At 56.0% G+C, this 12,446-nt stretch carries 11 protein-coding genes and 1 tRNA gene; 7 read left to right on the top strand and 5 right to left on the bottom strand.

Annotated elements, in window-relative coordinates; genetic code table 11:
• The 3 genes from ACILSL_RS25455 to ACILSL_RS25445 all read left to right on the top strand — a co-directional run.
• On the top strand, nt 1-1,409 hold a 1,409-nt coding region (locus tag ACILSL_RS25455; protein WP_395734888.1), incomplete at its 5' end, for a hypothetical protein.
• Nucleotides 1,410-2,056: 647 nt separating this feature from the next.
• The gene (locus ACILSL_RS25450) at nt 2,057-3,070 is read left to right on the top strand and encodes a hypothetical protein (protein ID WP_395734887.1); all 1,014 of its coding nucleotides are present in this window, start codon (nt 2,057-2,059) and stop codon (nt 3,068-3,070) included.
• A gap of 20 nt (nt 3,071-3,090) precedes the next feature.
• Complete coding sequence (locus ACILSL_RS25445) at nt 3,091-4,203, top strand: AAA family ATPase (RefSeq protein ID WP_395734886.1); 1,113 nt, start codon at nt 3,091-3,093, stop codon at nt 4,201-4,203.
• 62 nt (nt 4,204-4,265) lie between these two features.
• On the opposite strand, the gene ACILSL_RS25440 is transcribed toward ACILSL_RS25445, so the two are convergent.
• Nucleotides 4,266-5,330, bottom strand: a complete 1,065-nt coding sequence (locus tag ACILSL_RS25440; protein ID WP_395734885.1) for a DUF4062 domain-containing protein — start codon at nt 5,328-5,330, stop codon at nt 4,266-4,268.
• 175 nt (nt 5,331-5,505) lie between these two features.
• Here ACILSL_RS25440 and ACILSL_RS25435 point away from each other — a divergent pair, with 175 nt between their 5' ends.
• A complete protein-coding gene (locus ACILSL_RS25435; RefSeq protein WP_395734884.1) occupies nt 5,506-6,165 on the top strand; it encodes a recombinase family protein in 660 nt (219 codons plus the stop codon).
• Nucleotides 6,166-6,235: 70 nt separating this feature from the next.
• On the opposite strand, the gene ACILSL_RS25430 is transcribed toward ACILSL_RS25435, so the two are convergent.
• The gene (locus tag ACILSL_RS25430) at nt 6,236-6,685 is read right to left on the bottom strand and encodes a hypothetical protein (RefSeq protein WP_395734883.1); all 450 of its coding nucleotides are present in this window, start codon (nt 6,683-6,685) and stop codon (nt 6,236-6,238) included.
• Between the two features lie 245 nt (nt 6,686-6,930).
• Between ACILSL_RS25430 and ACILSL_RS25425 the strand changes: the two genes are divergently transcribed.
• Nucleotides 6,931-7,209 carry a hypothetical protein gene (locus ACILSL_RS25425; RefSeq protein ID WP_395734882.1) on the top strand — a complete coding sequence of 93 codons (279 nt, stop codon included), beginning with the start codon at nt 6,931-6,933 and terminating at the stop codon, nt 7,207-7,209.
• Nucleotides 7,210-7,275: 66 nt separating this feature from the next.
• The gene (locus tag ACILSL_RS25420; protein ID WP_395734881.1) at nt 7,276-8,280 is read left to right on the top strand and encodes a helix-turn-helix domain-containing protein; all 1,005 of its coding nucleotides are present in this window, start codon (nt 7,276-7,278) and stop codon (nt 8,278-8,280) included.
• Nucleotides 8,281-8,724: 444 nt separating this feature from the next.
• Here ACILSL_RS25420 and ACILSL_RS25415 read toward each other — a convergent pair.
• Together ACILSL_RS25415 and ACILSL_RS25410 are read right to left on the bottom strand one after the other, a co-directional pair.
• Nucleotides 8,725-8,798: transfer RNA gene (locus tag ACILSL_RS25415), tRNA-Gln, on the bottom strand.
• A 63-nt stretch (nt 8,799-8,861) separates the two neighbouring features.
• On the bottom strand, nt 8,862-10,208 hold the full coding sequence (locus tag ACILSL_RS25410) for an alanine/glycine:cation symporter family protein (protein ID WP_395734880.1): 1,347 nt from the start codon (nt 10,206-10,208) through the stop codon (nt 8,862-8,864).
• A 152-nt stretch (nt 10,209-10,360) separates the two neighbouring features.
• Here ACILSL_RS25410 and ACILSL_RS25405 point away from each other — a divergent pair, with 152 nt between their 5' ends.
• On the top strand, nt 10,361-11,782 hold the full coding sequence (locus ACILSL_RS25405; RefSeq protein WP_395734879.1) for a Gfo/Idh/MocA family protein: 1,422 nt from the start codon (nt 10,361-10,363) through the stop codon (nt 11,780-11,782).
• 113 nt (nt 11,783-11,895) lie between these two features.
• Here ACILSL_RS25405 and ACILSL_RS25400 read toward each other — a convergent pair.
• The coding region (locus ACILSL_RS25400) for a formylglycine-generating enzyme family protein (RefSeq protein ID WP_395734878.1) at nt 11,896-12,446 on the bottom strand (551 nt) is incomplete at its 5' end.

Raw genomic sequence — 12,446 nt, 5'->3', positions numbered from 1 at the left:
CTCCCCCAGAAGGACGCTTCGCATGTTACTGGTGGAGTGCCGAGCATAGTGGAACTGCATGGGCGGAACGTGAAGCGGAGGCACGCGAAGCCTGCACAAGGTCTGAGGCAGAAATCAAGTGGGCTAGAGAAAAGGCGGCGGCGATTCATCAAGAATTGATCGAAGACGCGAACCGCCGGAGCGCCGGTCAGTCTTGCCTGAGCAAAACGGAACATGATACAAAGGAAGCGGAGAAGGAACGCATCTATGATGCCTGCAACACATGGAAAATCGGCGAGGGCATCCGCCAGCGGCGCATCTGGATTGAGGACTGCGAGGAGTGGGCGGACGGCATTATTGAGCAGCGAGGAAAACGCATGGAAAACGAGGGCTGGAAACTTGCAGACTTCAGCGTGAACGACCTCAATTCTGTCGAGTGTGACGGAGATGAGGCACGGGCGAGGCTGGAACACGCGGCGCTGTGGCTGCCGGTGTATTACGAGTATGCGCGGCAGTCGCGAAATCTCCTCCTGTGGGCGCGAATGCTCAACACGATGGAGGAAGGAGACATCATGAAGCCAGGCGAGGCAGCGCCCCTTTCGTCATCTCTGAAAAAACAACTCGGCGGAGGCTGGGTTTCAGTTCTTGGCTGGCTTTGCGATCATCTTGGCGAGGATCATCCCTTTTCAATGATGCCGCAGGATCGGCGCTTGCGGGTTGCTGTGGGTGCTGCAAATGCGACACTCACACATATCGAGATCAATCCTGACACTTACGGTATTGAAGACGGCGGCAGGCTACTTTGTTCCGTAGAGTCACGATGGGCAGGCCGTCAATTGCTGCGCGTGGCTAAACTTCAAGAAGCAACAACGACGCGAAGCATCGGCGTCTATGATGCTAGGATCAAAGAACGCTCATCGTACGAGTATCGAGATGGCCTAGATGCCACGGTGGATGAATCCTTTATCAAGCCGAGAGATGAAGCGTGGACTGTTGGGAAATCGAAGATTGAGAGGCGCGGCAACGATGACCTGAAAGCGCGAAATGTGGATAAGAACGGAAGTGAGGTCATTGTTTTGAAGGTGAACTGGAATGAGACTAATGATCGTGACATCGGCGACGCAATGACCCGCCTATGCAAAAGTATCCGTCCGACGAGATGGCCGGAGTGCATCGAGGAAGCTGGAAACCAAAAGCAGCGGCGAGACAAGGCGCTGTCAGTTCTCATTTACTGGCGAATGACGGCCAGCCTTGCCGCCCCAATTTCTTCGACTTTGAAAGAGATAGAGCTGAAGCAAGAAATTGAAGGGCTGCGAAAGGAGCTGGGGAGAGCCGTTAGAGACAGAGACGAAGCAACAGCTTGGTTTCAAGACATCACGGGAGAGGTAGCGCCGCCATGGTGGAGTGCGCATGTCAGCAATCCAAAATGAATTGGTGACAGCGGTTTGACTGATTGCGGCATGCCAACGGCTCATGCTGGTAGCTCCGCGTTCTCAGCGTGCTCTTTATCCATCCGCCAACAGTGGCGTTTGCGGATATGAACACGAAACACAACATTGAAACGGGCCGCCCTACGCTTGCGGGGAATTGCCCAAAAGGAAGCGAGCACAAATTTGAACCGGCTCCCTTGGAGTCTGCGGAATGGGGCCGATTGCCAAGGGCGGGCGAAAAATGCCCGGTGAGCTGGCTTTCCCGTTCGGGCCTGATTGATCTTTCCCATGCCGTGCCAGGCTTGCTGGTGCGCGTGAGGAGGCCGGGAACAATTCGCGGGAGTGTGCTGGTTCATCTGCCCACCTTGCGGGCGCATCTTCGGGGATTGCAGACTGAACAGGCTGGGAAGGAGGTGGCGGTATGAATGCGGATGGAATCCACGTCGCGGCCTATTCTCCCGTCCAGAAATGCTGGCACGTCGAAAGCCTCAAGGATCATGTCACAAGCAATGCAAGGAACCTTGAAGCTGGCACGCTAGCAGACACGGCCTTCTGCGCGGTGGCACTCGCAGAGAGCCGCGAGGCTGCCAGCGATGCCATAGCCGAAATCGAGGGAGTTTTGAACAGTGCAAAGGAGGCTGGAGAAGATGAACGCGGCGCGTGATGAACTCTCGATTGAGGAAATCAAGGCGCGGCTGTCCATCATGGACGCGGCGCGGCTGCTGGGCTTGAACTGGCAGCCGGGGAAGTCTTGCGTTTCACCCTTCCGGCCTGACAAGCATCCGAGCTTTTCCGTGTTTCAAGAGGGGCGGCGTTTTCGTGATCACGCCAACGGGGATTCTGGAACCGTTATCGACTTCCTTCAAAAGGCGCTAGATGTGCCTTTGAAGGAAGCGATTCAATGGGCGAGGGAGAAGTGCGGCGGGCCGGTGCTGCCGGTGCCGCTTGCGGCCAGTGCTACGATGAAGAAACAGCCCACCGAGGCGCTGGCAAAGCCACCGCCAAAGCTGCGACCGGCGCGAGCCGGTGAACTGGAAGCGCTGGCGGCCTTGCGCGGTTTCAAGGTGGAGACACTGGCGGAGGCGCAACGGCGCGGCCTGCTGGCCTTTGCGAACGTTTGGGGGCGTTTGGCGTGGCTGGTGTGTGATCCGGGCGGACGCATCGCGGAAGGGCGGCGGCTGGACGGCCTGCCGTGGGAGGCTTATGGCACCATGCCAGCACGAAAATGCCATGCGTGGGGCGGCCAGAAAAGCTGGCCGGTGAACCTGGAGGAAGCGGCGCAATGCTCCAAGCTGGCGATGGTTGAAGGCGGGCCGGATGCACTGGCGGCACTTGACATCATACGGCGCGAAGGTGCGGCAGACGTGGACGTGGTGGCACTGCTAGGCGCGGCAAACACGCGGTTGGATACGGCGGCGCTTCCCTTCTTCAAGGGGAAGCTGGTGCGGCTGTTTCCTCATGCGGATGAAGCGGGACAGCGTGCGGCGCGTGAATGGGCGCTTGCACTGCGAGAGGCAGGCGCGGCGCGTGTAGATGCCTTCGACTTGCGCGGCATCGTGCGGCGTGATGGCGAGACCGGAAAGGATCTGTGCGACGTGCTGAACATCGCGCAAGAGTGCCGGGAGAGGCTGACAAAATTTCAAGGGAGGATGATGCCATGAGCAAAGGAAATGATTCGGGAGTGTTTGATCCGCTGGCAGATGAAGACCGAAAACGAAGCGCGGCGGCGAGCACGAAGGAGGGGCCGGTGAAAAAGAAGTTTCTTCACTTCTTCAAGCCAAGCGAGCTAGCGGCGTATCAGGTGCCGGAAGATGTGCCGTTGATCGGTGATCTTCACGTTTACAAAGGCGGCATCTTTGTTCTCGGCGGTGCGTCGGGCGTTGGGAAGTCTTTCGCAACATCTGCGCTGGCTATCGCTGGTGCCACGGGGACGCCATGGTTTGGCCTGCCTGTGCATCGCCGCTTCAAGACGATGATCCTGCAAGCTGAAAACGGTCTGGTGCGGTTATCGTCGGAATATCGCGACCATCTCAAGGGCTGTGATCTGGATGAATGGGTGAAGGTGTCGGGAGACGTGGATATGTTCGCGTTTGAGAGTGAGGATTTTTGCACGGAGTTTCGGGCAGAGATCGAGGCATTCGGGCCGGATGTGATCGTGCTTGATCCGTGGAACCGTGCGGCGCGTGACAGCATGGAGAAGGATTTCCGAGCGGCCTTTGATGCCATCCTTTCCTGCATGGCGACAGGGGATAAGCGGCCCGCGCTGATGATCGTGGCGCACACTCGCAAGCCGCGCATGGGGGAGAAGGTTAACGGGCGCGGCCTGCTGAATCTGCTCTCTGGCTCGCTGGTACTGGGCAGTATCCCGCGTGCGGCTTTCGTCCTTCAAGCGGCGAGTGATGACACAGAGCGTAAGGAGTTCGTTTTTTGCTGCTGTAAAAACAACAACGGCGAACTAGGCAAAGCGACGGCTTGGAAACGCGAGGGCGTTAATTTCGTGGGGCCACTGGAAAATTTCAACTGGGATGAGTTTAACAACGGGAGTACAGGAGGCGGGAAGAACGCGAAGATCGAGGAACATCACCTGGAGGAAATCTTCGACCATGGGCGAGTGTGGTTGAGCAAGGCGGCAGCGGCAAAGGCTTTGCAAACTCTCACCGGAACGGGGCATTCAGCCATCTACGCGGCACTGGATACGCAGAAGGGGCGCTTTGCGGGCGTGCTGAAGGTGAACCCTGCGAACGGCTATATCAGCATCGCGGCGGGGCTTGAAGTGCTGGAGGAGGAGGAATAAAGTGCGGCGCTTTCCGGTTTCCGGTTCCACTAGGAGAAAGGGGCCGGAAGGAATCATAGGCGTTAAACTGGAACGCGCCTGAGCACTGCCGCACCTTCCGCAAACCGAACAACACCGAGAGCGGTCAACTTGTAACAGTGCACTGAAACTGGCGCAGAAACACCCGGTTCTCTCACTGAGTATCCCACCATTTTCTTGTTAACCTGGACAGCCTCCCAGTATCCAAGAGCCACAAACTGCAAAACTATTTTTTTCCAGGCTTCATCGGCTATCCCGCCAATGGGTTTTCCAATCAGTGGCCGAAGATTCAAGATAAGTTGAAACTTCAATTTCTCTGCTTCTTCGGGTTCCATTAGATGCGGGGCAAGGAGCTTAAACAGCTGCTTCCATGTGACCTCGAACACCCCTGTATTTACCCCCCCTACATTTATCTCCCCTGTATTTACCCCCCCTGTATTTCCAGCAGAATAGCCATATCCAAGAGGCATGATCTCGTCACCATGAGCAAATAAAGACTCACCGTGAGGCTGACCTGCCACCGCATTTTGCAGTCGCGTTAACTCTGTGGTAAGTTGTGCGTTTTGTTCCAAAACTCCATTGAGCCGACGCAATAATTCCGGGGAATCTCTTTGATCACCACGTATCCAACCCAATCGAGGATTAACGCGAATTTCATGAATGAGGCCAAGAGCCACATTAGCCTTCAATTCTTCGGGTGATTTCCAAGTTTTGCAGTGGTGGCGCTCGACTTTTGTGCGGAAGGCAGCGAGTCGATCTTGTGCATCTCTGTCCATTTCAACTTTACCGGCAGGAATTAAAGCGGGGGCACCGTGCAGGAAAATCAACGTGGGAATTTCCAACTCGCAGGCGAGATCATACTCGCGTTCAGTATAGCTAACGCCTTTTTCATCGGTGCTGCCATAGCGCGCCCCAATGATCAAAACGTAGTAGTCCGATTCAGAGATGATTTTTTTGATCAAATCCCACGGGGTCACACTTGCGGCGGGAAACGCCTCCATACCCGCTGGAAAATGCCCCAGTTCGAGTACTGCGGCTAGGACGGCTTGGCGTTCGTCTTTAAGATCGCGGAAAGTCGAACTGATGAAAACTTGATAGCGGGGGTCCATCTGGCGAATCACTCACAACGAAGCCTCTTCCGCAATCAAAGAGAAAGAGTGTATTCAAAAAAGGGTTGTTCAAAATCTTGAATGCGGCACGCAGGAGATTGGAAAAACAAGAGAGCAGAAAAAGTGTATTCACATATCCTATTGCTTTTTTGAATACGCTTGATAGAATGCGGCCATGAAACCGAAAGCAGCTCCCCTTCCCGTTTGCATCATCGTTCGCGTCTCCACCAACAAGCAGGAGACGGCCCGCCAAGTTCAAGAGCTGGAGAAGCTGGCAAAGGAGCGAAGCTGGCACGTTGTCGAAGTCTGCGAAGAAACGATTTCGGGCAGTGCCAAGCTGGAGGAGCGGCCCGGACTCATGCGGGCGCTGGAACTCGCGCAAGCTGGCACAATCAAGAAAGTGCTGGTGCATGAAATCAGCCGCGTGGCGAGGCGTTCCAGCGTGGCACATACGTTCGTGGAGAAGCTGGAGGAATGCGGCGTCTCGCTCTACTGGCACGCGCACAACATCGAAACCCTGATGCCGAGCGGAAAGCGGAATCCAGCGGCAGCCATCATGCTTGCCCTCCTTGCGGAGATGGCGAGGGCGGAAAAGGACACATTGAAAGAACGCATTCTCAGCGGCTTAGCGCATGCCAAGAAGCACGGAACGAAGTCAGGCCGCGCTATCGGCAGGCCGAAAGGAACCGCGCTGGAAGCGGCTGATTTCCTCACCAAGCACAAAGACATTCAGAAGCTCCTCAAGAGCGGCCAGAGCATCCGAATTGCTGAAAAGATCAGCGGCAAAGGCGGATCTACTGTGCAACGTGTGGCGGCAGCATTGAAAGGGGCTTAGGTTTGAGTTTATTCAAGCCAAACGGCGGCGTCCCAATACAAGCCCTAAAAAATGGTTGTTTTTTTACTCACTAGTTTATCGTCCCACCTTTCAAAACGATGAAGGCTTGAATAGCATTCCTATTTTCTTCACTCAAGTGAATCATGCCCAGCTTATCAAGCTGTAATAACTGGTGCATCTGTTGGAGCGTTTTAACATTTTTATCTACATTAATTTTCTCTTGATCAGCAATCGCCTTTGTCATGCGCTCGTAGCACGAATCAGCGACCTGCAAAGGCCAATTTGGATCTTCAAAAGGCGATGGACTATTTGATTCAATCCAAGGCTTGTTCGCTTGCAGCCAGTTTGTTGTGCTCGCGACGAATTTGAAAAACGGACTGTTTTGGTCTCTCAATTCAGGATATTTTTCCGCTGCCTCCACTTTCGAAAGAGCTAAATCTATGTCGAACCTACTGTCGCCAGCCAACACGTATGAGCACAGATTGAGAGCAATCAAAAACGCAAAGACTAGTCTATTCATATAGTGCGCATGTGAATAATTGGGCATCTCAATGCAAGACGTAATTGTCTCTCCGTCAAGCACGGTGTTCCTGACGTTTTCAAAAAAGTGGCGTCACAATAGCGTCATGGTGGGCTTCAAGCCAAGGGAAAACGGGAGTTCCGGCATGACATCACCTGGAGGAATGCGGCGTGTCGCTCTACTGGCACGCGCACAACATCGAAACCCTGATGCCGAGCGGGAAGCGGAATCCAGCGGCAGTCATCATGCTTGCCCTCCTTGCGGAGATGGCGAGGGCGGAAAAGGACACGTTGAAGGAACGCATTCTAAGCGGCCTAGCGCACGCCAAGAAGCACGGAACGAAGTCGGGCCGCGCCATCGGCAGACCGAAAGGAACCGCGCTGGAAACGGCTGATTACCTCGCCAAGCACAAAGACATTCAGAAGCTCCTCAAGAGCGGCCAGAGCATCCGCAATGCGGCAAAGATCAGCGGCAAAGGCGGCTCTACGGTGCAACGTGTGGCGGCAGCGATGAAAGCGGCATGAAATCGCGCACGTTACCACATCCGCTCCCCACTCTTGCGTTGGCCCATCATATCGCGATCTTAAAACATGGAGGTTTCATTCAGCGCCAAAGAATTCTTTCATCAGATCCTAGCCTACAAGGCAGGTAGCTTTGCCTTCTTGGAACAACTGTCTCAACCTGAGTCGAAGGCCGAAGAACACGAGTGGATGGACTTTAAGGGGGCAAAGCAGATAACTTCGCACTATAGTGCGCAGATTCTAGGTGCGGCGCAAAAGAGCAATGAGGAGCACATCCTTGAAATTTGGAGCGAATATTTGGGCGCATTCGCCAATTCTGGAGGAGGACTTTTGATATGGGGCATTGATGCACCAAAAAGATTCCCGAAAGGGCTCTCCCTCGTTAAGGACGTGAACCGCCTTCGTGAGCGTTTGCTTTCAACAGCCCTCGATGTTGTCGATCCTCCGATTCAAGGCATTGCCGTTGAGGCCATACCGCAGAACCCTGAGTCTCTGGAAGGGCTCGTAGTTTGCCTCATACCACCGAGCAAATTTGCTCCTCATCGCTCGAAGAAAGCTGTTCGTGAGTATTATATTCGCAGCCAAGACAGCAATGTTAATTGCCAAACAGCGGTTTTAAGACGGCTTTTTTACCCTCTTAGTTTTCCTCTGCTTGAGCCAAGAATGGAACTGTGGTTGGGAAAAAACGACTACAACGAGACGCTTCACCTTCAAGGAAGCGTTCACCTAGAAAACAAAGGCAACTCAACAGCATCGGACGTGTACGTAAAATATGCAGGCCCTTGCGACTTAAGTCTGAATGTCGAAGAGTGGATCGAAGGCTCCAGAAATTCGAAGGAATATTATGCCAAAAGGCCAATTCATCCAGGGCTAGAACTGGCGTTGGCACGGAATTTGTCAATGCGAGCTCCGATCAACCCTTTGGAGGAGAGAAAAATAAGCATTCAGTTTGCTCTGTACGCAAAGGATAGTTCACCCATGCATTGGATGTTTGAGACATCCATTTCAGCCCTAATCACCGAAAACGTTGGAACGAAAATGAATATTCGGGGTGTTGAAACAAGCCGTGGCTGAGTGTGGGTACAGCAGGGTAAAAAGGAATCATCGGCGTTCATGACCGGGAGGGCTGGGGTGCGAAATTCCGGGCGCGGCGGAGAGGAACGGAATCATCGGCGTTCATGGCAGGAAGGACTGAACCCGGCACGATACGGCGCGGCTGTGGAGCAGTTCCGGGGCTGTGTAGTATCAAAAAAGTAGGAACGTTGAGAGCACCATACGAGAGTGCAAGGAGCGCATCCGCAGGCGCTATCCCACCTGCAAAACAAGGTGGAAGCTCATGAAGATGTGGAGCAAAAAAGACGGGGGGGAGGGGGTGACGAGCCGTGCCGAGTCCCCTGCCCTAGAATGGGTTTTGAAGGGCGAAATTTTTCACCATTGCGCGAGAGAACGTCGGCGTCGTATTCTTAGCTGGATTCTTAGTTTGGCGAATCCCAGAAGTTAAACCATTGATTTTCAATGTGGTTGCCTCACAAGGATTCGAACCTTGAATAACAGATTCAGAATCTGCTGTGTTACCATTACACCATGAGGCAGTGAGTGGCGGGCGGAGAGAATAGAGGCAGCCGACGTTCTTGCAAGTGCGAGGGCAGACTTTTTCAGTTTTTGCCTGTCAGCTCGTTTTTGTGGGCTTTGGTTTCGGCCACGATCACCCCGCTGAGGCAGATGAGACAGATGAGATTTGGGATGGCCATGAGGCCGTTGGCAGCATCTGAGAAGTCCCAGACGGCCTGGGCAGGCTGCACGGAGCCAAACAGGACGGCCAGCACCCAGAGAATGCGGTAGGGCTTCACGGCGCGTGTGCCGAAGAGGTACTCGGCAGCCTTCTCCCCGTAGTAGCCCCAGCCAAGAATGGTGGAGAAGACAAAGGTCATCAGGCCGAAGAGCAGGAAGATCGGGCCGACGGCGTGCAGATCACCAAACGCAGCACTGGTGAGAGCCCCCTTGGGCAGTCCATCCTTCCAGTGACCGCTGCTGACAATGACCAGACCGGTCATGAGGCAGACCACGACGGTGTCCCAGAAGGTGGCGGTGCTGCTGACGAGGGCCTGGCGGACGGGATTGCGGGTCTGAGCCGCCGCCGCCACGATGGGGGCGGAGCCAAGGCCCGATTCATTGGAGAACAACCCGCGGGCGATCCCCGCCTGCGCCACCTGCTTCAATGTGGCACCGACAAAACCGCCGACAGCGGCCTGACCGCTCCAGGCCCCATTCCAGATGTCTGCAAAAGCCTGCGGCAGGACGGCATAGTTTTTGATCAGCACCAGCAAACAGCCAAAGACATAGCCGAGGGCCATGATGGGAACTAGAAGCTCGCAGACTTTGGCGATGCTCTTCACGCCGCCCAGCACCACGGCGGCAGTCAGCACCGCCATCACGCTGCCGGCCACCCAGCGCAGCACGACATCGGAGTCGGGTTTGATGTGCTCACGCAGAAGCTCAACGATGCTGTTGGCCTGAGTCATGTTGCCAATGCCAAAGGCGGCGATGCAGGTGAAGAAGGCAAACAAAACGCCGAGCCATTTCTGCTTGAGACCACGCTCCAGTGCATACATCGGCCCACCGGCCATGCTGCCGTCAGGCATGGTGATGCGATATTTCACGGCCAGCACGGCCTCGGAGTATTTCGTGGCGATGCCGAACACGCCCGTCAGCCACATCCACAGCACGGCACCGGGGCCTCCCATGGTGATGGCTCCGGCCACGCCGACGATATTGCCGGTGCCGATGGTGGCGGCGAGGGCGGTCATCAGCGCGCCGAACTGGGAGACGTCCCCCTCCCCTTCTTTCTCACGCGAGAAGGAGATCTTGATGGCCTGCGGCAGGAAGCGCTGGATGAAGCCGGTGCGCAGGGTCAGAAAAAGATGCGTGCCAAACAGCAGAATGATGAGGGGCAGCCCCCAGACAAAACCGGAGAGGTCAGAAGCAATTTTGGCGAAGTCCATGAAGCCTTGTAAGGGAGTTCGTCATCTTTCGCCAAGCAGAAACACTGCCCCGCGCTCTTTTCTCCTCCATGAGGCACGTTTTTTGGGGGAGGTGACATTCCCATTGCGTATTTCTGCGCCAATCCGCTATCTTTGCGGCCCAATCCATCCCCATGAAGCCCTCGCTCTTCCCCAACCGCCGTACTTTCCTCCGCAACACAGCCGCAACTGCCGGCAGCATCTTTCTCCCCAATCTGCTGATTGGCCAGGAAGGTGTCGTTAAGAAAATCAATGTCGCCGGCATCGGTGGCGCAGGTGGCAAGGGTGCCTCTGACGTGGGAATCTCCGCCAAGGGCGCCAACATCGTGGCCATCTGTGACGTGGACCGTGAGCGCCTGAAGCAGGCCCAGCAGAAGTATCCGGACGCGAAGATGTTCGAGAGCTTCCGTGAGATGTTTGAGAGCATGGGAGACAAGATCGACATGGTCACCGTGTCCACTCCGGACCACGCGCACTACCCTGCAGCGATGGAAGCCATCAAGCGCGGCAAGCACGTGTGCGTGCAGAAGCCGCTGGTGAACCGCATCTGGGAAGCGAACCAGCTGCATGAAGCCGCCAAGAAGAAGGGCGTGAAGACCAACATGGGCAACCAGGGCCACACCGGCAAGGGCATCCGCTTCCTCAAGCAGTGGGTGAGCGAAGGCATCGTGGGCAACGTCAAAGAAATCCACGTCTGGACCAACCGCCCCATCTGGCCTCAGGGCAATGAAGCCAAAGCCAAGTACACCAACGGCAGCGTGCCGAAGATCAAAGAGAAGAAGAAAGGCCCCGACGGCAAAGACATCATGGTCGACACCGCCGAAGACCTCTTCAACTGGGAACACTGGCTGGCCGCCTGCCCTTCCGTCCCCTTCACCGATGGCCTGCACCCCTTCGCCTGGCGCGGCCACCGCGAATACGGCGCAGGCGCCATGGGCGACATGGGCTGCCACCTTCTCGATGGTCCCTTCTGGGCCTGCGGCCTGGGCGAACCCTACAAGATGGAAGCCGAGTGCAGCGAACTCACGGACGTGAGCTGGCCGAAGTCCTCCCACGTGGTCTTCTACTTCAAGACGGAGAAATACGGCGAGATCAAACTGCACTGGTATGAAGGCAGCCTGAAGCCTGAGCGTCCGGCTGAACTGGAAGCCGACCGCGACTGGGACAAGATCAAAGGCGGCTTCCTCCTCCGTGGCGATGCTGGCGTGATCCTCAACACCGACGACTATTGCGGCAGCCCACGCCTGATCCCGAGCACCAAGATGGCTGATTTCCTCGGTGGCAAGAAGCCCGAGCTGAAGCTGGAAGGCTCGCTGGCCGAAGGCGAACCGCAGCTGGAACTGATCCGCGCCATTGAACAGGACAAGATCTGCGGCAGCAATTTCGACTACTCCGTGCCGCTGACCAAGCTCTGTCTCTTCGGCAACCTGGCCATCGCCAATCCAAACAAAGTCATCAACTGGGACGCCGCCAAGCAGGAGTCCGACAACGCGAATGCGAACAAGCTCATCACCCGTGCGGCCTACCGCCAGGGCTGGGATTACAAGTCCATCTAATCGGGCAGCAGGCCTGATACCCTCAAGCTAAACAACAACGCCCGGCAGTTCACACTGCCGGGCGTTTTCTTTTCTCACTAGAAGTCAGCACCGGGCCCGATGCTTCGCGAGCCTCACTTAAGCTCCATCGCTATGCGAAACCCCACGCTGTGGTAGCCGCTTCCCGCCTTGCGGCCTTCGCCGGTGCAGAGGCTCTGGCCGCTGCGGCCGGTGGAGTACCAGCTGCCACCGCGTACGTCATTCACCTCCTGGCCGCGCTCGGCCCCGTTCGTAGCCACGATGATGCTGCGCGTCCACTCATAAGCATTTCCTGCCATGTCATGGCATCCGTAATGGCTCACGCCCGAGGGATAGCTGCCCACGGGGGTGGTAAATCCTCCCTTGTCCACCAGGTCACGGTAGATCTGCGTGTTCACAAAGCCGGTGTTCGTGTTGTGGTCGATCCACGCATCCACCCCGCCGTCCGCCGTCAAGGCAAAGACCTTGCCATTGCCCGTGGTGATGTCCTCCACATGCCCCTGCTGCCCTGCCTGCTGGGACTTCTCCACATACGTGGTTGTCGTCTTGCCCTCGTGCTCCAGCATCCACGCAGCGCACACGGCATTGTAGTTGAAATGCGTCTTCAGCTTGCCGCCACGGTAGCTGCTGTCCTTGTCATTGCCCC

Origin of the sequence: Prosthecobacter sp. (assembly GCF_044222345.1) — a bacterium.
Classification (GTDB): Bacteria; Verrucomicrobiota; Verrucomicrobiia; order Verrucomicrobiales; family Verrucomicrobiaceae; genus Prosthecobacter.
Note: the sequence above shows the minus strand (reverse complement) of the source record. Positions and strands in the feature narration are given on the sequence as shown.

Coding starts and splice junctions, on each gene's coding strand:
- ACILSL_RS25450 (WP_395734887.1), top strand. CDS start 2,057: ATGAACGCGGCGCGTGATGAACTCTCGATTGAGGAAATCAAGGCGCGG.
- ACILSL_RS25440 (WP_395734885.1), bottom strand. CDS start 5,330: ATGGACCCCCGCTATCAAGTTTTCATCAGTTCGACTTTCCGCGATCTT.
- ACILSL_RS25435 (WP_395734884.1), top strand. CDS start 5,506: ATGAAACCGAAAGCAGCTCCCCTTCCCGTTTGCATCATCGTTCGCGTC.
- ACILSL_RS25430 (WP_395734883.1), bottom strand. CDS start 6,685: ATGAATAGACTAGTCTTTGCGTTTTTGATTGCTCTCAATCTGTGCTCA.
- ACILSL_RS25425 (WP_395734882.1), top strand. CDS start 6,931: ATGCTTGCCCTCCTTGCGGAGATGGCGAGGGCGGAAAAGGACACGTTG.
- ACILSL_RS25420 (WP_395734881.1), top strand. CDS start 7,276: ATGGAGGTTTCATTCAGCGCCAAAGAATTCTTTCATCAGATCCTAGCC.
- ACILSL_RS25410 (WP_395734880.1), bottom strand. CDS start 10,208: ATGGACTTCGCCAAAATTGCTTCTGACCTCTCCGGTTTTGTCTGGGGG.
- ACILSL_RS25405 (WP_395734879.1), top strand. CDS start 10,361: ATGAAGCCCTCGCTCTTCCCCAACCGCCGTACTTTCCTCCGCAACACA.